Source organism: Streptomyces sp. HP-A2021 (assembly GCF_022807935.1).
GTDB lineage: Bacteria > Actinomycetota > Actinomycetes > Streptomycetales > Streptomycetaceae > Streptomyces > Streptomyces afghaniensis.
Genome location: NZ_CP094344.1, coordinates 4,681,069 through 4,700,702, shown reverse-complemented (window position 1 = coordinate 4,700,702; position 19,634 = coordinate 4,681,069). Strand labels below are relative to the sequence as shown.

26 protein-coding genes are annotated in these 19,634 nt (G+C 70.9%); 12 read left to right on the top strand and 14 right to left on the bottom strand.

Annotated features, from left to right (window positions below):
• Positions 1-4 precede the first annotated feature (4 nt).
• Complete coding sequence (locus tag MQE23_RS21160) at positions 5-361, bottom strand: PRC-barrel domain-containing protein (protein ID WP_020276475.1); 357 nt, start codon at positions 359-361, stop codon at positions 5-7.
• Positions 362-545: 184 nt separating this feature from the next.
• Between MQE23_RS21160 and MQE23_RS21155 the strand changes: the two genes are divergently transcribed.
• Together MQE23_RS21155 and MQE23_RS21150 are read left to right on the top strand one after the other, a co-directional pair.
• A complete protein-coding gene (locus MQE23_RS21155; RefSeq protein ID WP_020276474.1) occupies positions 546-1,553 on the top strand; it encodes an acyl-CoA desaturase in 1,008 nt (335 codons plus the stop codon).
• Between the two features lie 42 nt (positions 1,554-1,595).
• Complete coding sequence (locus MQE23_RS21150; protein WP_037672966.1) at positions 1,596-1,994, top strand: DUF5994 family protein; 399 nt, start codon at positions 1,596-1,598, stop codon at positions 1,992-1,994.
• 37 nt (positions 1,995-2,031) lie between these two features.
• Here the strand turns inward: MQE23_RS21150 and MQE23_RS21145 are convergent, their stop codons facing one another.
• On the bottom strand, positions 2,032-2,283 hold the full coding sequence (locus MQE23_RS21145) for a hypothetical protein (RefSeq protein ID WP_243379885.1): 252 nt from the start codon (positions 2,281-2,283) through the stop codon (positions 2,032-2,034).
• Positions 2,284-2,474: 191 nt separating this feature from the next.
• Here MQE23_RS21145 and MQE23_RS21140 point away from each other — a divergent pair, with 191 nt between their 5' ends.
• The 3 genes from MQE23_RS21140 to MQE23_RS21130 all read left to right on the top strand — a co-directional run bounded on the left by MQE23_RS21140 (position 2,475) and on the right by MQE23_RS21130 (position 3,891).
• Positions 2,475-2,951: a DUF5994 family protein gene (locus MQE23_RS21140; RefSeq protein WP_037672963.1), complete on the top strand. Its 477-nt coding sequence runs from the start codon at positions 2,475-2,477 to the stop codon at positions 2,949-2,951.
• Positions 2,952-3,065: 114 nt separating this feature from the next.
• Positions 3,066-3,644 carry a DUF5994 family protein gene (locus tag MQE23_RS21135; protein WP_243379883.1) on the top strand — a complete coding sequence of 193 codons (579 nt, stop codon included), beginning with the start codon at positions 3,066-3,068 and terminating at the stop codon, positions 3,642-3,644.
• 40 nt (positions 3,645-3,684) lie between these two features.
• Complete coding sequence (locus MQE23_RS21130) at positions 3,685-3,891, top strand: hypothetical protein (RefSeq protein WP_020276469.1); 207 nt, start codon at positions 3,685-3,687, stop codon at positions 3,889-3,891.
• Between the two features lie 6 nt (positions 3,892-3,897).
• Here the strand turns inward: MQE23_RS21130 and MQE23_RS21125 are convergent, their stop codons facing one another.
• Positions 3,898-4,881: an AraC family transcriptional regulator gene (locus tag MQE23_RS21125; RefSeq protein ID WP_243379882.1), complete on the bottom strand. Its 984-nt coding sequence runs from the start codon at positions 4,879-4,881 to the stop codon at positions 3,898-3,900.
• 82 nt (positions 4,882-4,963) lie between these two features.
• Between MQE23_RS21125 and MQE23_RS21120 the strand changes: the two genes are divergently transcribed.
• The gene (locus tag MQE23_RS21120) at positions 4,964-5,803 is read left to right on the top strand and encodes an NAD(P)H-binding protein (protein WP_243379880.1); all 840 of its coding nucleotides are present in this window, start codon (positions 4,964-4,966) and stop codon (positions 5,801-5,803) included.
• Positions 5,804-6,044: 241 nt separating this feature from the next.
• Here the strand turns inward: MQE23_RS21120 and MQE23_RS21115 are convergent, their stop codons facing one another.
• The 9 genes from MQE23_RS21115 to MQE23_RS21075 form a co-directional block, all read right to left on the bottom strand.
• Positions 6,045-6,398 (bottom strand): MerR family transcriptional regulator, encoded by a 354-nt coding sequence (locus tag MQE23_RS21115; protein WP_020276466.1) that lies wholly within the window; start codon positions 6,396-6,398, stop codon positions 6,045-6,047.
• Positions 6,399-6,855: 457 nt separating this feature from the next.
• Positions 6,856-7,167, bottom strand: coding sequence for an SCO5918 family protein (locus MQE23_RS21110; RefSeq protein WP_020276465.1), 312 nt, complete (start codon positions 7,165-7,167; stop codon positions 6,856-6,858).
• Between the two features lie 46 nt (positions 7,168-7,213).
• Entirely contained in the window at positions 7,214-7,498 is a 285-nt protein-coding gene (locus MQE23_RS21105; RefSeq protein ID WP_051185718.1) for a CBS domain-containing protein, read from the bottom strand.
• Between the two features lie 116 nt (positions 7,499-7,614).
• Positions 7,615-9,102 carry a DEAD/DEAH box helicase gene (locus tag MQE23_RS21100; RefSeq protein ID WP_243379879.1) on the bottom strand — a complete coding sequence of 496 codons (1,488 nt, stop codon included), beginning with the start codon at positions 9,100-9,102 and terminating at the stop codon, positions 7,615-7,617.
• 198 nt (positions 9,103-9,300) lie between these two features.
• Positions 9,301-9,504, bottom strand: coding sequence for a cold-shock protein (locus MQE23_RS21095; protein WP_004986771.1), 204 nt, complete (start codon positions 9,502-9,504; stop codon positions 9,301-9,303).
• A gap of 416 nt (positions 9,505-9,920) precedes the next feature.
• The gene (locus MQE23_RS21090; protein ID WP_020275764.1) at positions 9,921-11,165 is read right to left on the bottom strand and encodes a PP2C family protein-serine/threonine phosphatase; all 1,245 of its coding nucleotides are present in this window, start codon (positions 11,163-11,165) and stop codon (positions 9,921-9,923) included.
• 30 nt (positions 11,166-11,195) lie between these two features.
• Positions 11,196-11,498: a hypothetical protein gene (locus MQE23_RS21085; protein ID WP_020275763.1), complete on the bottom strand. Its 303-nt coding sequence runs from the start codon at positions 11,496-11,498 to the stop codon at positions 11,196-11,198.
• 174 nt (positions 11,499-11,672) lie between these two features.
• Complete coding sequence (locus tag MQE23_RS21080; RefSeq protein ID WP_243379877.1) at positions 11,673-12,122, bottom strand: DUF5990 family protein; 450 nt, start codon at positions 12,120-12,122, stop codon at positions 11,673-11,675.
• Positions 12,123-12,186: 64 nt separating this feature from the next.
• On the bottom strand, positions 12,187-13,011 hold the full coding sequence (locus MQE23_RS21075) for a hypothetical protein (protein WP_243379876.1): 825 nt from the start codon (positions 13,009-13,011) through the stop codon (positions 12,187-12,189).
• 272 nt (positions 13,012-13,283) lie between these two features.
• Here MQE23_RS21075 and MQE23_RS21070 point away from each other — a divergent pair, with 272 nt between their 5' ends.
• The 6 genes from MQE23_RS21070 (at position 13,284) to MQE23_RS21045 (ending at position 17,774) form a co-directional block, all read left to right on the top strand.
• A complete protein-coding gene (locus MQE23_RS21070) occupies positions 13,284-13,658 on the top strand; it encodes a hypothetical protein (protein ID WP_020275760.1) in 375 nt (124 codons plus the stop codon).
• 96 nt (positions 13,659-13,754) lie between these two features.
• A complete protein-coding gene (locus tag MQE23_RS21065) occupies positions 13,755-14,249 on the top strand; it encodes a MarR family transcriptional regulator (protein ID WP_020275759.1) in 495 nt (164 codons plus the stop codon).
• A gap of 139 nt (positions 14,250-14,388) precedes the next feature.
• Positions 14,389-15,015, top strand: coding sequence for a DsbA family protein (locus MQE23_RS21060; RefSeq protein WP_243379874.1), 627 nt, complete (start codon positions 14,389-14,391; stop codon positions 15,013-15,015).
• Between the two features lie 23 nt (positions 15,016-15,038).
• Entirely contained in the window at positions 15,039-15,845 is an 807-nt protein-coding gene (locus MQE23_RS21055; RefSeq protein ID WP_243379873.1) for an MBL fold metallo-hydrolase, read from the top strand.
• Positions 15,846-15,850: 5 nt separating this feature from the next.
• Positions 15,851-16,273, top strand: coding sequence for a nuclear transport factor 2 family protein (locus MQE23_RS21050; protein ID WP_020275756.1), 423 nt, complete (start codon positions 15,851-15,853; stop codon positions 16,271-16,273).
• Between the two features lie 205 nt (positions 16,274-16,478).
• The gene (locus MQE23_RS21045; RefSeq protein ID WP_020275755.1) at positions 16,479-17,774 is read left to right on the top strand and encodes a phosphatase PAP2 family protein; all 1,296 of its coding nucleotides are present in this window, start codon (positions 16,479-16,481) and stop codon (positions 17,772-17,774) included.
• A 6-nt stretch (positions 17,775-17,780) separates the two neighbouring features.
• On the opposite strand, the gene MQE23_RS21040 is transcribed toward MQE23_RS21045, so the two are convergent.
• Together MQE23_RS21040 and MQE23_RS21035 are read right to left on the bottom strand one after the other, a co-directional pair.
• On the bottom strand, positions 17,781-18,653 hold the full coding sequence (locus tag MQE23_RS21040; RefSeq protein ID WP_243379872.1) for a sugar phosphate isomerase/epimerase family protein: 873 nt from the start codon (positions 18,651-18,653) through the stop codon (positions 17,781-17,783).
• Positions 18,650-19,486, bottom strand: coding sequence for an alpha/beta hydrolase (locus MQE23_RS21035; protein WP_243379871.1), 837 nt, complete (start codon positions 19,484-19,486; stop codon positions 18,650-18,652). Before MQE23_RS21035 ends, MQE23_RS21040 begins: the two co-directional genes overlap by 4 nt.
• Positions 19,487-19,634 lie beyond the last annotated feature (148 nt).

Sequence of the window (19,634 nt, the reverse complement as noted above, 5' to 3'; positions counted from 1 at the left end):
CCGGTCACCCGCGGGCGAGCCGGCGTTCGCCACCTGCCCCCGCCTGGTACGTCATGCCGTAGTGCTGGAAGATTTCCTCCTCCCGCTCGGCCGGCAGGACGTCGTCCGTCCCGATCGAGGGGGCTTTGCGCACCTGTCCCCTGGCGTAGGGCACCTTGACGTAGCCCGGCCCGAGAACGGCGTCGTCGAGGGGGACGAAGACCAGGCGCCGACGGCTGGGCAGCCCGGTCCGAACGGTGGCCATGGCCGGTTCGTCGGTGGCGGTGTCCACGTAGACCGCTTCGAGCATGCCGATCTTGTGCTGCTTCGGGTCGACCACGTCATGGTCGCGCCATTCGCGGATGTCGGCCGAACGGATCATGCCGCGCCCCCTGTCTGGTTCGCCCAATTCACCCTACTCCCGCCCGGGCCGGAGTACGGTGGGGAGGACGAGGACTTTCCGTATGCCGGAATTCTGACCGGTTCCGGACATCGCACGCCACCGTCCTCGCATGGGCAGCCCGTGACCCCGGCCGCGCATCCGCATCCAGGCCGAGGAGCCACGTATGCCATCGCCGCACAGTTCCAACACGTCCACGACCGTCCCCCCGCCGGATCCCGCCCCGTCGCCCCAGGGCTACGACGGGTCGTCCCCCTTCCCGTCGGACGGCCCGGCGCCCGCCCGCGATGGCGGTGAGCGGCTGTACGTCGCGGTGACGGCGGTGATCGTCATCCTGCCGTTCGTGGCGATCGGTCTCGCCGGCTGGCTGCTGTGGGGGAGTCTCATCCATCCCGTCGACATCGTGCTCGCCCTCGTCCTGTACACGATCACGGGTCTCGGCGTCACCGTCGGCTTCCACCGCGGCCTCACCCACGGCGGCTACCGGGCCGCCCGCCCCGTGCGCATCGCACTCGCGGTGGCGGGCTCGATGAGTTTCCAGGGCGACGTCATCGGCTGGGTCGCCACCCACCGCCGCCACCACGCCTTCACCGACCGGCCGGGGGACCCGCACTCCCCCTACCGCTACGGCACGCATCTGCGGGGTCAGTTGCGCGGGCTGCTGCACGCGCACGTCGGCTGGCTGTTCCGCAACGACCGCACACCCGCCGACCGGTACGCCCCCGACCTCCTCGCCGACCCCGACATCCGTGCCGTCTCCCGCGCCTTCCCGGCCCTGTCCGTCCTCACGCTCGCCCTGCCGTTCGGGCTGGGCTGGGCCATCGGCGGCACGTGGCTGTACGGCGTGACAGCCCTGCTGTGGGCGGGACTCGTGCGCATCGCGCTGCTCCACCACGTCACCTGGAGCGTGAACTCCCTGTGCCACCTGATCGGTGAGCGCCCGTTCCGCACCCGCCGCCACGACCGCGCCACCAACCTGTGGCCCCTCGCCCTGCTCTCGTTCGGCGAGAGCTGGCACAACCTCCACCACGCCGACCCCACCAGCGCCCGCCACGGCGTCGACCGCGGCCAGGTCGACCCCTCGGCCGCCGTCATCCGCCTCCTCGAACGCCTCGGCTGGGTGCACGACGTGCGCTGGCCGACCGCGGAACGGGTCGCGGCCCGTCGCGTCTGACACCGCCCACCCGACCCCTCGTGACCGTCGGCAGGAGCCCTCATGAGCACCGCCCTACAGCCCCCGCTTCCCTCCCACCCGGTTCTCCGGCTGCGTCTCGCACCCCGCAGCACCATGCCCCGGCCCATCGACGGGGCGTGGTGGCCCCGCTCGTACGACCTGCTCGCGGAACTCCCGTCGCTGCTCGCCGGGTTGCCGCGGGCCTGGGGCCACATCACCAGCGTCACCGTCAACGGGGCGACGTGGTCCGCGGCACCCGGCAGGATGCTCGTCTTCAACCAGGTCGTGGGACTGCACAGAGCCCTCGCGGCGTCCGCCCCGCACACCGTCGTCCTGCTCGCCCCCGGCCGGGGCCGTTGGGACCTGCTGGTCGTGCCGCCGGAGACGACCGAGGAGGCCGCGGGACCGCTGATGGCGGCCGCCGCGAGCGGCCAGGTGTGACCGCACCCGCCGGGCGCGTCCCACCTCCGGCGGTGTCTCACCTCCGGCGGTGGCTGTCCTCCATGGCCCGGCTGGTCTCCAGCCACGACCGTGCGGCTTCCGCCGGGCGGGTGGTGTCCACGGTGAGGTCGAGGCGGGTTCCTCCGTCGGGGCCCGCGGGGTAGCTGCGCTGCTCGGTGGCGGCGAAGCAATGGCGGAGGATCTCCGCGACCCGACGGGCGACCTCGGGCGAGGCGGCGACGATGCGGACCTCGGCGTGCCCGTCCGAGGATGGTTCCGTGGACTGCATGGCGACCTCGGAGTTCGATGTCCCGGAATGAGACGTCCCGGAATGAAACGGTCCGGAATGAAACGGGCCGGATCTCTCACTCTACTCCGGGATCTCCGGGCGCCGGCGGCCCGAGAGTACCGTGAAACGAGGAAGCCGCTCGGTTTCCGGATCCCGGCAGGACCCCGTTTCAGGGCAGGCAGGCGAGAGCGATGTCCGATTCCGACTCCCCGCGTGTGACCAGGCTCCTGCCGGACGCCGTCCACCAGGCCGTGCGGCCCGGCACGGCCGTCGTACGGCTGGAGACGACACACGACCGGCAGGGCGTGCTCGACGGGGCGTGGTGGCCGCGCTCCCGCGACATCGCCGCCGAGCTCCCCGGCCTGATCACCGCGCTGACCGAGCACCTCGGGCCCATCACCCGTGTCGGCCTGGACGCCGGTGCCTGGGAAGCGCTGCCGACGCGGATGACCGTCGACGACCGTGTCGTCCACATCGACTCCTCGCCCGTCGGCGACGACACCGTCCTCATCACCCGGGCCGGGCAGGACCTCTTCTCCCTCCTCGTGGTCCCGCCGCACGCGACGCCCGACGCCGCGCGCGCCGCCATGGCCGAGGCCGTCCGCGCCGGCAGCGTGGCACAGGCCGAACAGATCCTCGTCGACACGGGCGCCGAGCGGGCGGACTGAGGAGTACGGTGGAGTCACCGAGGACATTTCGCACACCGGCTTCCAGGCTCGTGTCGTTTTCGGCGATCGAATATGCCGGGCCGGTCGTGGCCGGCCCGGGGCAGGGTTCGCGCCATGACTGCGACCGTTTCCCACCCCCTGACAGCCGAAGCCGATGACCGGTTCTCCTCGTCCTCTCCGCGTCTGTCGCTCGCTCCCGTCGGTCCCGCACCACCGCTGCTGGACGGCGCCTGGTGGCCCCGCTCCCGCGATCTCCGGGCGGAACTCCCCTCCCTCGCCGCCGTACTGGACCCGCTGTGGGGGCGGATCACCCGGGTGACGGTGAATCCCACGCACTGGCCGGCCGTTCCCCGCAGGGTGCCCGTCGCCGGGCACGTGGTGAAGGTGGGCTGGTTCCTGGCCGAGCAGGACCCGCACGAACTGCTGTTGCTCTCGTACCGCGCCGGCCGCTGGAACCTCCTGGTGGTCCCGCCGCAGACGCCTCCCGACTCGGCCGCCCGGCTGATGGTCGCCGCGAGCGACCCGTTCGGCACGTCGACCGCGAGCCGGTTGATGGAGGAGGAGGCGCGCTCGCGGGCGGCGTACGAGGCCGACCGGGCCGTCGAGGCGGTCTGGGACTCCGAGGGAGGACACGAGGCCCGCACCCCGATCGGCGAGGCCGGCGAGCCGTCCGTCCGCGGATCCCGGCCGTGACCGCCGCGGCGCCGCCGCAGCCGATGGGAAGGTGAGAACCGTGGAGACATTCGTGACCGTGGCCGCGATCCTGGGGATGATCGTCCTCGGCGTGTTCCTCATCCACCAGCTGAACTCCCAGCACAGCGACCGCATCGCCGCTTTCCACTACGGCCGCTCCGGTCTGCCTGTCGCGGGACCGGCGCCGGCGGGCCGGCGCAAGGCCCGCGGCCGGTTCTCCCGGCGCCGCACCCGGCGGCCCGTCTGACACCCCCTATGCGTGACCCGGGCGGGATGGCACTCCTTCGCGCATGCGGTACTCGCTCGGACTGATGCCGTGTTCCCGCTTGAACGCGGCGCTGAAGGCGAAGGCGTTGGCGAAACCGACGCGGGCCGCCACCACGGCGAGCGTCGCGTCGGGTTCGCGCAGCAGGTCGGCGGCCAGGGCGAGGCGCTGTTCCCGCAGGTACGTCATGGGCGGCCGGCCGACCAGGGCGGTGAAGCGGCGCGCGAGGCCGGCCCGGGACACCCCGGTCCGCGCCGCCAGGCCCGGCAGGGTCCAGGGACGGGCCGGATCGCTGTGCAGCATGCGCAGGGCGGGGCCGACCACGGGGTCGCTGTGGGCCCGGTACCAGGCGGGGGCCTCGGCGCCTGGGCGGGTGAACCAGGCGCGCAGTGCGGTGATGAGCATCAGGTCCAGCGTCCGGTCCAGGAGGAGCTGCTGCCCGGGCTCCTCGCGGGTGATCTCCTCGAAGGTCGTCCGGCTGACCGGGCAGGTGCCCACGTCCGACTCGATGACCGCCAGCGGCGGCAGCGCGGCGAGCAGCCGGCCAGGGGCGCCGCTGTCCACGGTGTAGAGCCCGCTGAGCAGGAGTGTGCCGTCCGCCCCTGCTTCGTCCCACGTGCCGGCGTCCGGAATCTGGGGGCGGGCCAGTTCCTCGCCCTGCGGGGTCGTGCAGCGGCCGGCGGGACGGATCACCACGTCCGGTTCGGTGCCGGGGTCGTCCGCGACCACGTACGGCGCGCCGCCGCACAGCACCGCGACGTCTCCGGCGCGGATCCGGACGGGGTCGCCCCCCTGGGGGGTGATCCAGGCGGAGCCGCGCACGAGCACCGCGAGGCCCAGCGGCGAGCCGTCCTCGAAGCGTGCCGCCCAGGAGCCGGTGAGGGAGGACTGGTGGAAGACGGCGCCACTGGTCCGGACCCCGTTCAGAAGGTCAGTCAGCGGATCCGTGCTGGTCAGCCCCATGGGATCCATGCCGGTCAGCGTAGACGAACGGATATGGACGTGAGTCCGCACGGCATGTCCCGGGCGGACGGCGACTGGTTCGCTGGAGCCCATGAGCGACGAGATGATCCTGGTGACAGGGGCCACGGGCAAGACCGGCCGCCGCGTGGCGCGGCTGCTTCGGGAGCGGGGCGTGCCCGTCCGCGCGGCGTCCCGGTCCGCCACGCCGTCCTTCGACTGGACGGACCGCGGGACCTGGGAGCCGGCGCTGCGCGGGGTGACGGGGATGTACGTCGTGCACCCCGACTTGGGCGGTCCGCAGGCCGCTGACGATGTCGCCGCGTTCGCCCGGCAGGCCGCGGCTGCAGGAGCCCGGCACGCGGTGCTGCTGTCCACACCCTCCGACGCCTGGGGCCCTGCCCAGGAGCATGTCCTGGCCGCGGAGCGGGCGCTGGAGCACGCGGGCCTGGACTGGACCGTGCTGCGGGTGCGGTGGTTCTTCCAGAACTTCAGCGAGGACTTCCTGTACGACCCGGTGCTGAGCGGCGAGGTGCGGTTGCCGGCCGGGGACGGCAAGGAGGCGTTCGTCGACGCCGAGGACATCGCCGAGGTGGCGGCCCTCGCCCTGACGGAGGCCGGGCACGCCGGGTGGCACTACGAGCTCAGCGGCCCCCGGCTGATGACCTTCGGGGACGCGGTCGCCGAGATCGCCCGGGCCACCGGCCGCGACCTCCGCTACGTCCCGCTCACGCCGGAGGCGTACGCGCAGGAGCAGCGGGCGCGGGGTGTGCCCGAGGAGTGGGTGCGGCTGACGGTCGGCCTCTACGACCACGTCGGCTCGGGCGGCCTGGCCTCGCTCGGCGACGGCGTCCACAAGGCCCTGGGCCGGGCTCCCCGGGACTTCTCCGAGTACGCCGACACCACCGCCCGGCAGGGTCTGTGGAACGTCTGACCTTCCCTGTGGGCGTACCACGCCTACCAGGAACGTGAGCGCGAGGCAGCCGCAGTGAGGCAACACGTGTCTGGCGAAAGGGTCTGGGACATCACGTACAACGGGACGGCCACCGCAGCCGACATCAGGCAACTGGCCGGCAAGGTGACCCGGACGCCCTACACGCTGATGAGCCCCGTGACCCGGCAGGCCGGGACGGTCATGCTGTCCGTGCACAGGCGGCGTCACCGCGCCCGGATGATCAGCCGGTTTCGGCCACGGAACCTTCGGGCGCGTCGTGCCCGGCGCGGCGGCGGTACTCGGCGTTGATGCGCTGAGCCTCCTCGAGCTGGTCCTCGAGGATGACGATGCGGCAGGCGGCCTCGATCGGGGTGCCCCGGTCGACGAGCTCGCGGGCACGCGCGGCGACGCGCAGTTGGTAGCGGGAGTACCGGCGGTGTCCGCCCTCCGAGCGCAGCGGAGTGATCAGACGGGCCTCACCGATGGCCCGGAGGAAGGCAGGGGTGGTGCCGAGCATCTCGGCGGCCCGCCCCATGGTGTACGCGGGGTAGTCGTCGTCGTCCAGACGATCGCTGAGCGGGGTATCTGCTGTCATGTCACCTCGTAGTGCAACGCACGCGTCGAGGGGCCCTGGTGCCGTACGGCACCAGGGCCCCGAAGGAAATTGAACACCATCTGTCGGCCCTAATGCTGCGCCGACCTTCTGTTTCCGCTACCGGCCCTGCAGGAGGGGGGATGCGGGGATCGCGGCTGCGTGACCGGGGACCACCTTCCAATCCGGGGTCTTGCGGTACCCGGCCGAGCGCTGCTCGGGCCGGGCGATCCTGATGGCGTCTGCTCCTCCGTCCTTCTTCGATCAGTGATCCGTGTCAACGAGAAAAAGGCTAACCGCACCGGAGCCCAATGTCTACTCTGACAAGAGTAGATTTTCGTTCGCTGGAGGCGCACATTGCTTGTGGCCCGCAAGGACCGCGAGACGACGACGAGGGCCCTGCCGACGCGCGTCGGCAGGGCCCTCATCGGGATCGGGGTGGGCGGTGGTCCGCCCGTCCTCATGCGTCCAGGGATGCGGCGCCGAGCAGTGCCGACGCGGTCTGGAGCGGGGTGGCCGCGCGCACGGGCGCGGCCTCGGGGTGGGCGTGGCAGGTGAAGCCGAGGCGGGTCATGGCCCGGACGACCTCGCCGGCGGTGAAGTCGCGCGGGTCCTGCCGGGTGATGACCTGGCCCACCTGCTTGACGGGATAGCGGCGGCGGCCGATGGTCACGGACTCACCGGTGACGAGCTCGGGCGTGATGCCCTTCATCGAGGCCAGCACCCCGTCCTTGGTCAGGTCGAACGGGTACCGGGCGATGACACAGCGCATGATGCCCCTCAGGGAGAAGGAGAACGGGCTGACCGGGCGAGGCGGATCAGCTGGAGAGGGCGAGGACGCCCGGGGTCCGGTCGTGCTCCCGGAGAGCGGCGAGCCGGGGGACGGGCGAGGCGAACGGTCCGCCGAGGACGTCCCGCAGCCGGGTCCGGTCCGTGTACGTGGCGCTGCCGCGGTGCACGGCGAGTTCGGCCCTGGTGACCGAGCCCGTGCACTGGTCGTCCGCGTCGCACAGCAGGAGGTGGTCGACCCGGGCACCGGCCATGACGGACAGGGCGACCTCGACGGTCATGTCGTCCCGGACCCGGGGGCCGGATCCGTCCATGCCGTCGATCACGGTCACGGGGCAGGGATCCCCCTGCCGGCGCTGCGTCTGAACCGGTGTCAAAGCTGCCTCCTCGGAGATGGGTGAGCTACTGGCCCGACTGCCGATCGACGCCACTAGGCCGCCGGGTCGTAGGCGGGCCGCTGCGCCGTGCGCCGCCCCGCCTGTCCGGTGGGGCGTCCCCGGGAGGGGCGGCGGCCCCGGGAGGAGGGGGCCCCGGAGGATGTGCCGCGGCGGGGATGTGCCGGGGCCGGCGCGGTGATGACGACCGGGACACCGGACGGGGTCTGGGCGCCCGTGATCCGGCTCAGCTCGGCTTCACCCGAACGCACCGGCGTGACCTGGGGGGTGATGGCGGCCGAGGCCATCAGCCGGGTCATGCCGCGGCGCTGGCCGGGTGTCACGAGGGTGACGACGCTGCCGGACTCGCCGGCGCGGGCCGTACGGCCGCCGCGGTGCAGGTAGTCCTTGTGGTCGGTGGGCGGATCCACGTTGACGACCAGGTCGAGGTTGTCGACGTGGATGCCGCGGGCCGCGACGTTGGTCGCCACCAGCACCGTCACATGGCCCGTCTTGAACTGGGCGAGGGTCCGCGTGCGCTGGGGCTGGGACTTGCCGCCGTGCAGAGCCGCGGCGCGGACGCCGTTGTTCAGCAGGTGCTCGGTCAGCCGGTCCACGGCGCGCTTGGTGTCCAGGAACATGATCACCCGGCCGTCCCGCGCCGCGATCTCGGTCGTCGTGCGGTGCTTGTCCGCTTCGTGCACGTGCAGCACATGGTGCTCCATCGTGGTGACCGCACCCGCCGACGGGTCGACGGAGTGCACCACGGGGTCCGACAGGTAGGTGCGGACCAGGCGGTCGACGTTGCGGTCCAGGGTGGCCGAGAAGAGCATCCGCTGCCCTTCGGGGCGCACCTGGTCGAGCAGGGCCGTGACCTGGGGCATGAAGCCCATGTCGGCCATCTGGTCGGCCTCGTCGAGGACGGTGATGGCGACGTCGTCCAGCCGGCAGTCGCCGCGGTCGATGAGGTCCTTCAGCCGCCCCGGTGTCGCGACGACGACCTCCGCACCGGCCCGCAGCGCACCCGCCTGCCTGCCGATCGACATGCCGCCGACCACGGTGGCCAGCTTCAGCCGCACCGAGCGGGCGTACGGGGTGAGCGCGTCGGTCACCTGCTGGGCGAGCTCGCGGGTGGGGACCAGGACCAGGGCGAGCGGCTGCCGGGGGGCCGCACGCCGGCCGGCGGTACGGGCCAGCAGCGCGAGGCCGAAGGCGAGGGTCTTGCCCGACCCGGTACGGCCGCGGCCGAGCACGTCACGCCCGGCGAGCGAGTTCGGCAGGGTCGCCCCCTGGATGGGGAACGGCACCGTCACGCCCTCGTGGCCCAGCGCGGCCAGCAGCGGCGCCGGCAGGGCGAGGTCGGCGAACGCCTCGACGGCGGGCAGCGCCGGCGTGGTCGTCACCGGCAGCGCGAACTCCCCCTGGGGAGCGGCCGGCCGGCGGTCGTAGCCCTTGGAGCGGCGCGGAGCCCCCGAGCCCTTGGTGACGCCACCCCGGGAGCGGTCGTAGGTGCGGGGCGTGCGGGTGGTGCGTGCGCGGTTCAAGCGGAACCTTCCTCGATGTGAGCTGGTAGGCACGTATCAAGGAATTTCCGCAGCAAAACGAACGGCGCAGAGAATCGCGAGAACGAGCCTGAGATGTTGGGCGCGGCGTTCTTGTCACGCGCCCTGAAAAGCAGCGAGCTGGGGCCCGCACCCCAAGGTGCGGGCCCCAGCTGCGAAATATGCGTTGCTGCCGCGATGTCAGGCGGGAACGATGTTCTCGGCCGTCGGGCCCTTCTGGCCCTGGGCGATGTCGAAGGACACCTTCTGGCCTTCCAGCAGCTCACGGAAGCCCTGGGCAGCGATGTTCGAGTAGTGGGCGAAGACGTCGGCGCCGCCGCCGTCCTGCTCGATGAAGCCGAAGCCCTTTTCCGCGTTGAACCACTTCACGGTGCCAGTAGCCATGTTAATTCTCCTTCGGAGACGATGTTCGGAATTCGCCCTGTGCGGATTCCGCGTCGCCGTGCTGATTACCCCGTAGGAAAATGAACCTTTTGGCAACCACACCTGCAACTGAGATCGACAGTAGCATGGCGCGACCGGCCATGTACGGAGCACTAAATCCGCCCCGGCCGGCGATCGAGGAATACTCGCCGGGGGCCGCGCCAATTTCTCATCTCGCAAAAACAGATATTGGCTCCGCGAGGCTGCACTGTTCCTGCCGCCGCGTCCGCCCGCAGCGCCATGACCTCCCCCGATGAGCCATGCGCGGCGGCCGTCGCCATCAGCGGACGGGACGAGGGCGAGTGCGCCGGAACCCCACGATCGCGAGGAAGGTCACATCGGCATACGGGTGACGGGGCGTGCCCGCACGGTCGAAGTCAGTCGAGGGCGGCGAGGTGATCGGCGTCGCCGCCGCGCCACTCGACGAGGAAGATGGTCGCGTCGTCGGTCGTCGTGCCGCGGCGTTGGTGTTTCAGGGCGTGGGAGAGCGCCCGCACCACCGCCCGTACCTCGGTGCGCTCGCGCAGGATCCGGTTGGTCCACTCGATGAGCTGCGCCTCACCGAACAGTGCTCCGCCGGCCTGGTGCTCCTCGATCAGGCCGTCGGTGAAGCACAGCAACCGGTCCCCGGGCCGCAGAATCCGCTCGCTGACCACCGGCTCCTCACCGCCGAAGCCGACCGGCAACGTGGTCGGGCTCTCCAGCCGGTCCACCACGGCGCGGTCCCGGATCAGGAACGGAGCCGGGTGACCGGCGTTGACCCACTGCAGCCGTCCGGTGGCGATGTTCAGCACCATCATCTGCGCGGTGACGAAGTGGTCCTGGCCGAACTGCTCGTTGATGGCCCTGTCCATGAACGCGTACACCTGGGACAGATCGGTATGGGCCCGTCGCGTGTGGCGGTAGGCACCGACGGCCACCGTCGCCATGGTCGCCGCATCCAGCCCGTGGCCCATCGCGTCGAGCATGGCCACGTGGAGGATGTCGCCGTTGAGTGCGTAGTCGAAGCTGTCGCCGGCCACGTCGTAGGCGGGTTCCAGGATTCCGGCCACCTCGACCTGCGGAACAGTCATCGACAGCGGGGGCAGCAACGACCACTGGATCTCCGCGGCCACGCTCATCGGGGCGCTGCGACGGGCCTGGAAGAACTGGTCGGTGTAGGCGTCCTTGGTGACGATCATGTCCGCGACCAGACCGGCGAGTCTGCGGAGCAGCCGCCGGTCGTCCTCGTCGACCCTGTCCAGGGTGACGGCCATCACCCCGATCTGGTCGCTGCCGTCCAGCAGCGGCAGGTACATCCGCACACTGCCGTCCTGCGGCACCTCCACCGTTCTGAGGGTCAGGAACGCCTCACCGGCGGGGGAGTCCTCGACCGACTCGGGGCCGCCGACCTTCAGCCCCCGGCCCGGCAGCGGCACCAACAGCACCTGTTCGTAGTCCTGCAGCAGGATGGAGACGTCCCGCCCCCCGACCCTGGCCACCTCTTCCGCGACGAGTGGGGCGATCAGGTCCGGAGGCATCTCGTGGGCCCGGTCCAGCAGTACACCCAGCAGGCGTTCGCCGAACCCCTCCGACCGGTCGACCCCGATCCGGTCCGGCCTCCGCCCGCTGTCGTCCGTCATCGCTGCCCGCTTGATCCGCTGACGCGGACGTCAGGCAGCGCCGCTGACGCCCGGGGCGACGAAACGCCTGTGGAGAGGGAAGAACTCCGGCTGCGGGTCGCTCTTCACCCCCAGCTCGCCCTTGAGCACAGGCTCGATCCGGCCGGCGATGAACCGGGCGAAGTGCTCCTCCGACTCCCAGATGTCGAGCACGTTCAAGCCGTCGGCCGTGAACCACGCCGCGTGCAACACGCACCCGTCCGGGGACTCATCTTCCCAGCGCACCCTCTTGCGCGCCGTGTCGTACAGCTCGGGCGTGATCTCGGGCCAGACGAAGGTCATCACGACTGCCATGAACGTGCCTCTCAATCGCCTCGATCGCCTCGGAGCGGGCGCGGTTGCGGCGCGGACCGCGTGGGCTTCGCAGGACGACGCTAAGCAGCCGGGGCGGGCGAGGCACTCCGGGAGGAGCCATTCGTGCGCTCTGTGCCCTCCGGCGAACGCCGGCCTCGACGACGGGGCGCTGGACTAGTCGGCGCGTGCGGCGGTCCAGGTGATGTGCGGGGGCTCGACGCGTCCGCACCGGGGCCCGCCCTGCTCGTCGGTCAGGCCGAGGCGTCCGACCAGCAGTCCGTCGCGTGCGGCGGCGGCGAGTACGTCGTCGGGGATGACGTCGAGCATGAGCTTGGCGCGGCGGAACATCGTGAAGGTGCCCGAGTCGTCGACCGTGCCCCACGACAGGTAGATGAACCGCCGGCCCAGACGGTCCTGCACGTAGGGGCCCTTGACCTCGGTGCCGGTGGGCGAGGTGCTCGTGGTGCACTCCAGGGTCCAGGTCGCCGACGGTGCGTCGCCGGGCTGTGGTGCGAGGAGTTCGGCGGGACGGTCGCGGCGTTGTACGGCGACGTGGAGGTCGCCGGCGGCGGAGGCGGGGCGGGTGAGGCCGGGCAGGTCGACGGCGTCGATGCGGATGCGCATGGCTGCCATCATCCCGCCATCATCTCGCCATCGCCCGGCCGGCGTCCCCGGCCCGTCCCGCGGCTCAGTGGTCGTCGCGGACGGTGGTCGCGATGCCGTTGCTGATCACGACCTCGGCGCTGAAGCCCTTCTTGGCGGCCGTCTCCAGTTCCGCCTCGGTGCACTCGGTGCCGCCCTGGCCGCCTTCGCCCGTGTTCGCGTCACCGCAGATGTCGCCGTAGCCCCAGATCCTGGTGTCCTCGGCGACGAGGAACTGCTGCTCGGTGCCCTTCATGTCGGAGACCGTGTACTTGCCGGGCGCGAGGTAGGAGACGTTGCCGAACCAGGTCCCGTTGACACCCTTGCCCCCGTTGCCCTGCTGAGCGGCACGCCGCTCGGTCACCAGGGTCGCGATGCCGTTCCGCATCTCGACATCGGCGCTCACGGCGGCCTTCTTCGTGGCGGCCTCCAGCTGATCCAGGGTGCACGGCGCGTCCACCTCGGACCCCGCGTCGCCGCATATCGTGCCGACGCCGTAGACCTCGGTGTCGTCGGCGACCAGGAACTGCTGGTCGCCCTTGCCCGGCACGGACACGATGTACTTGCCCGGGGCGAGATAGGTGACCTTGCCGTTCTTGAACGAGCCGCTGACGCCGTTCGAGTTCTTGGAGCCCTTGGAGCCCTTGGAGCCCTTGGAGCCCTTGGAGCCCGCGGAGTCCACGGAGCCGTTGGAGGCCACGGAGCCCTTGGAGCCCTTGGAGTCCGAGGCCTTCTCCGCGACTGCCGCCGCGCCCGTTCCGCTCTTGCCGGACGAGCTGTCGGCCGTGCTGCTCTGGCACGCCGTCATCAGCAGCCCGGCGGTGATCGCGGCGGTGGCGACGACGGCCTTGCGCAGGTGGCGGTTCTTCACGGGAGGTCCCTTCCGAGGCGGTGAGTAGCAGGGCGGTCAGTAGCAGGGCCCCGGCGGCGTTTCCGCCGGCTTCCCGCTCTGTGCTGACCAAGAGGAGCCCCGGAGCCCTCGGGTCACGCCCGTCCTCCCTTCCGGACACCGCCGTGGCACGGCCGTGACACGGCAACACATCGGCTGTGGACGGCGGTTCCCCGACGCGCCGCCTTGCGTCGCCGCCGCTTCACCCGCCCGCGGTGGGTTCCGGGGCAGGCAGCTGGATAAGATGTGCGCTCATGTCGAACCCTGATGAGCTGCTCGTCGCCATCTCCGCCGCGGTTGAGTCCGAGCGAAGCAATCAGATGTCACTGACCGTGGTCGTCGGCGGTGCCGTCATCACCGGCCGACTGGCTCCGGAGGCAGTGTGGCGGGAGCGGGTGGCGGACGTCCTGAAGGACTCGGACCGGCTCGGTCCCTTCGCCGACGTCTTCGCTCGCGGCTCCCGGGAGAACCGGCCCGGCCGCGGTGAGACGCCCACGCACCTGCACTTCCATCTCGCCCGGATCCTCCAGGGCAGCCTCGGTATCCCCGAGACGGGCGGCATGTACCGAGTCGCGATCAAGGACGTCAGCGCTTGGACCGTGGGTGACTTCAGCTACATCGACCGCTGAGTCACTGCCCACGCCCGGTTGAGTGCCGGCGCCCCAGGCCGCACGAGGCATCATCGGTGGATGCATGGTGCGGAGGCCCAGTCGGGCGGTGGGAACGTGGAAGAGCCGTCGGAGATCTCGTCGCCGAAGGAGGCCGCGGACAATGCGCTGGTGCTGGCGTTCGGGCGGTTGCAGGGGGCGGCGAACCGGCTGGAGTACATCCTCGGGCGGTCACTGGAGCTGGAGTGCGGCATCAGCCATCTGATGTTCGAGGTGCTGCTCATCCTGGGGCGGGCGGGCGATCCCGGGCTCTCGATGCGGTCCATCGCCCAGGAGCAGGTGCTGACCACAGGCGGGGCGACGCGCCTGGTGGACCGGATGGAGGCCGCCGGGCTGGTGGAGCGCGCCGAGGATCCCGGTGACCGGCGCGGGCGGCTGGTACGGCTGACCCGGCTGGGGGAGGAGACCACGGTGCGGGCGTCCCGGTTGCACGTGGAGAACATCCGGCGCTACTTCCTGGCGCCGCTGCCGCCCGAGGACCGGGAGCGGTTCGCCGAGGACCTGCGGATCCTGAGCCACTCCGCACGGGACGAGCTGCCCCGCCTGCCCTGAACGGCCCCTTTGGGCTGACATCCAGGGCTCGCACGTGGCGGACGTCACACAACCGCAGAAATATCTGACGAGTCAGTTACTGTTTTCTCAGACGAACCGCTCGCGGCCGGCGGGCGCCACACCTTCGCTGGGACCTTCCATGAAGCTCGTCTACGCCTTCGACGCCTACTGCGGCTGGTCGCACGGTTTCTCCGGGACTCTGCGCGAGGTCGTCTCCCGTCATCCCGCGCTGCCGGTCGAGGTGGTCTCCGGCGGTCTGTTCACCGGGCCACGCCGGGTGCCGATCCGCGAGTTCGGATACGTCCAAGGCGCCAACGCCCGGATCGCCGAGCAGACCGGCGCCGAGTTCGGCGAGGGCTACGAGCGGCTGATCGCCGACGGTTCGTTCGTGATGGACTCCGAGGCCGCCGCCCGCGGCGTCGTCGCCCTGCGCCGGGCGGCCCCCGACCGTGCGGCGGAACTGGCCGGCGCCCTCCAGCGGGCCTTCTACGTCCACGGCCTCAGCCTCTCCGACCCCGCCACCTACCGGAAGGTCGCCGAGGAGGCCGGTCTGGACGCCGACGCCGTCGTCGCCGCCTTCGAAGCGCCCGAGGCGCGCAACGCGGCGGCGGACGACTTCCGCCGCTCCGCCGAACTGGGTGTCACCGGCTTCCCCACGCTGCTCGCCGTCGACGGCGGCCGAGTCACCGTCCTGGCCCAAGGCCACGCCACCGCCGACGAGATCGACCGGCGACTGGCCGCCCTCACCACCGCCCCCACCCACTGAACTCCATCCCCCCGGAGGCCCGCATGAGCACCCTCTCCTTCAAGGTCCTCGACCTCGACTTCCCGGCCGGCAGCAAGAACAAGACCGCCACACTCGTCACCGGTGAGCAGGAGGCGCTGCTGGTCGACGCCGGCTTCACCCGCGCCGACGGCCACCGCCTCGCCGCCGAGATCCTCGACTCCGGCAAGAAGCTGAAGACCGTCTTCGTCAGCCACGGCGACCCCGACTTCTACTTCGGCGCCGAGGTACTCGCCGACGCCTTCCCCGACGCCGCCTTCGTCGCCACCCCGATCGTCATCGAGCACATCCGGCACTCCTACGAGGGCAAGCTCAAGGCGTGGGCGGCCCTCGGCCCGAACCTGCCCACCCGCCTGGTCGGCCTCACCCCGCTGACCGGTGACCTCACCCTCGAAGGCCACCGCTTCGAGCTCAAGGGCGGCCCGGCCGGCCTGCCCGACCGCCACTACCTGTGGCAGGCCGAGCACCGCGCCCTCCTCGGCGGCGTCCTGCTCTTCCAGCAGGAGCATGTCTGGGTCGCCGACACCCCCACCCCCGCCGATCGCTCCGCCTGGATCGAGTTGCTCGACGAGATGGCCGCCCTGCAGCCGGCGCTGGTCGTCCCGGGCCACCGCCTGCCCGGCACGGCGGCCGACGCCTCCGCCATCACCGCCACCCGCGACTATCTCGTCGCCTTCGAGGAGGAGCTCGGCAAGGCGGCCGACGGCGCCGCGCTGACCGAGGCGCTCGTGGCCCGCTACCCCGGCAACGGCATGCTGATCGCCGCCCAGATCGGGGCGAAGGTCGCCAAGGGCGAGATGAAGTGGGGCTGAGAGTCATGGACCACGAGCACACCGACTTCGCGACCTCCACGGCCCCGGCCGACGTGGTCCGCCGCCAGTACCTGGCCTCCGCGGCCGGCGACCTGGAGGCCCTGCGCGCCACCCTCGCCCCGGACGTGGAGTGGAAGGAGATGGCGGGCTTCCCTCTCGCCGGCACCTACCGCACCCCCGACGGGGTCACCTCCCACGTCATGGAGCAGCTGGGCAAGGAGTGGGACGGCTGGACCGCGCACGACGACACCTATGTCGTCGACGGGGAGAACGTCGTCGTCCTCGCCCGCTACACCGCGACCAACAAGGCCACCGGCAAACCGATCGACGTGCGTGTCGCCCACCACTTCGTGGTCCGCGGCGGCCTCATCGTCCGCTTCGAGCAGTTCGTCGACACCGCCCTGGTCCGCGACGCCATGCGCGACTAGAGCACCTACCTTTGTGAAGCGCCCGTAGCCGACTTGTGTGACGAGCTCATAGCATCTTGGAAACTCGCGATGATTGTCCCATCGCTGTTCACCCAATGAGCCCATATCAAGCAAATCGGTCGAAAAATTCATATCCAGGGCGTTGCATGTGTTTTCGCGAATAAACAGCAGAAGTGCGTCGACTGCTTGGCGTCAGTGGCGAGTGATGCTGTGGGTCACGGCGGGTGTGGCGGCTCTCGGGCTCTTCGTCGCTCTGGAGATCGCCGCACGCCGCTACGGTCAGCCGGGGCCGATCGCCGACCAACTGGCAGGGGCGATATTCGCCCCGAAACCGGGGCCGCTGTACGGCGGTTTGGCGTTGATGTCGGTGGTGCTCACCTGGCCGCAACGGATCATCGCGGCAGGCGTCGCGATCGGCTTGGACGCCGTCCTCGTGCTGGTGCGGTGGGCGGCCGACGTCAAGGTGGCCGACGGCCATTTCTTCGGCAATGGCGCGTTGCTGGTGATGCTGGGTTACGCGGTCATCGCCGTCACGCGCCGCACCGGCCCGGAACGTCTCCTCCTGTTGCAGGGCGTCGGGTTGGGCCTGCTGCTGGTGGCCGGCCGCAAGACCGGCGACTCCTGGCTCCTGATCACGTCGAAGACCCGCCCGCTGGTGCTCGACCAGTACGTGGCAACCGCCGACCACGCGCTGGGCAACCCTTCGTGGCTGGCAGGCCGCCTCCTCCAGGCCACCGGCCCGTTCGGCATCCATGTTCTCGACCTGGTCTACGCGAAGCTCGCGGTGGCCGCGATCGTCGTCGCGCTGTACCAGCTGCGTCACGTAAGTGTCGAGCGCCGCTTCCCGAGCCATCATCTGGTGCGCACGTTCCTGGTGATCGGCCTCCTCGGGCCGGGCATCTACATGCTCTTTCCGGTGGTCGGACCGGTCTTCGCCTACGGCCCGGGCGCCTCCGGCACCGGCGGCGTGGAATGGGCGGCGGCCAATCTATGGCCGCACACGCCGCTGCCGATCACCACGCCGCAGCTGATGCCGTACGACCGGATCACCCCACGGAACTGCATGCCCAGCCTGCACACGGCGTGGGCCGTCGCGATCTTCATTCATACCCGCAAGGGTTCGCGAATCCTGCGATTCGCCGGCACGTTCTGGCTGGTTGCCACGCTCGCCGCGACGCTGGGATTCGGCTACCACTACGGCGTGGACCTCGTCGCCGGCGTGGTGTTCGCGCTCACCGTCGAGGCAGCGCTGCGTGCGCTCGACCGTGGCTGGGACCGGCAGGGGATCCAGCTCGTGGCCTACGGGACTGCGGTCTTCGCCGCGCTCCTGGTGTCGTACCGCTTTATCCCGTTGGAGATGGCCAGGCATCAGGAGGTGTCCGGACCACTTCTCATCCTGGCGATGGCCTCGGTGGTCTACGGCTACGTACGGACCGCCAGACTGTGGGAACCGACGGCTGCAGTCGCGCGCCGACCGGAACCACAACCCGAACCGGTCTGAACGCGCTCAGCCGGCCCGCCAAGCCGACTCGAGGGCCGTCCGGTTGGCGCGCAGGAGATCGTCCAGGTCCGTCTCGTAGAGCGAGTCCGGCACGTTGTCGGAGAAGATCTCCAGGACGCAGGGGCCGCGGTAGCCGACGCTGTAGGCGGCGTGCAGAAGTCGGCCGACCGGGATGTCGCCCGTGCCGACGCTGCGCCGGTCCATCCGCGAGCGGGGTGTGCGCCAGTCGCTGACCTGGAGCAGGAACAGGCGGTCGGGAGCGTCGGCGAGGCGGGGGACGAGGTCCGGGTCCTGCCACAGGTTCCACAGGTCGAGGCAGACGCCCACGTTCTCGCGGTCGACCTCCTGGACGATGCCGAGCGCCTGCCGGTAGGTCCAGATGGCGGTCTCCGCGTTGAGCAGGACGGGATTGAGGGGCTCCAGCGCGATCCGTACACCGTGGTCGGCCGCGATGTCCGCCAGTTCGCGGTGATGGGTGACGACCTGGCGGATCGCCTCGTGCAGGTTTCCGCCGGGCGCCGGCCCGGTGTTGGTGACGAAGACCGCGCCCGGGGCGAACGGTGCGATCAGCTCCACGCTGCGGCGGAAGCGGGCCAGCCGGTCACGCCGACCGGCGGGCTCCGGCTGGGTCTCGCTCGGGAACACGGTCCGTACGAGGGGCTGGACCGAGCTGATCGGCAGTCCCGTCTCGGCGACGGAGGCGAGTTGCGCCTTGGCGCGCTCATGGTCGTGGTGGAGCTTGGTCTCGCACAGCTCGATCGCTCCGACACCGAGGTCGGCGTAGTGCGCCAGGTCCTCGTCGAAGGACCAGGGCATGGTGGTGAACTGGTTGACGCCGTAAGGGAAGGGGAACGGCGGCGTGGGCCTGTTCATGTTCATGCGCGTCCTCCCGTGTCGTTCCCGCTGTCGGTCAGGAAACCGGTGACCGTGTGGTGGAACTTCTCCGGCTCGTCGAAGAACAGCGCGTGGCCGCTGTGCTCGAAGAAGACGGTCCGGGCGCCCGGGATCGCCTGGCCGACCCAGGCGGGACCCTGCCAGGGGAACACCTGGTCCCGCCGGGCCACCAGGACCAGGCTGGGCAGCCGGATCGTGGGCAGCAGGTCGCGCCAGTCGTGGCGGGTGTGGTCGGCCATCAGGGCGTTGCGTGCGTACGCGGGTGACTTGGCCATCTCGGCCAGGAGCAACTTGCTCTCCTGCGAGGTGGGTTCGCCCGCGAAGACGGTGCCGATCTGGTCCTCGTCGAAGGCCGGGGGATCGCAGGTGAGCTGGGTCTGCAGGGCGGCCAGGGAGGGTTCGTCGTAGCAGGTGGCGTGTGCGTGCTTCCAGTCCGGTGCGTAGTACTGGCGGGGGGCCTGCTGGACGTGCACCGCGCGGGCCAGGCGGTGGCTGCCGAACAGTTCCAGATAGCTCCAGATGACCGGGCAGCCCAATGACCAGCCCAGGACGGTGACCTCGCGCAGGTCGAGTGCTTCGAGGAGTTCGGACAGGTCCTTGGCCAGCCGCGACACGCGGTAGCCGTGGCGGGGTTTGCCGGAGTCGCCGTGACCGCGCAGATCGACGGTGATGACGCGAGCGTGTTCGGCGAGGGCGTCCAGGTTGCGGGTGAAGAAGCGGCCGCTGAAGCCCCAGCCGTGGATCAGGACGAGAGGAGGGCCGGCGCCCTGTTCCTCGTAGTGGATCGTGACACCGTCGCTGGTGGTGATGTCGCCCATGGCTCTCCTTCGACCGTAAAGTCGCTGATGGGATGTCAGAGAACGGGCTGCCCGCGGCGATGATCGACGCACCGACGCCAGAGGAGCCGAAAAAAAGGGAGGGGCGGCAGTGCCCTGTCCCGTCGAGCGGGTTACCCGGGTGCGTGGG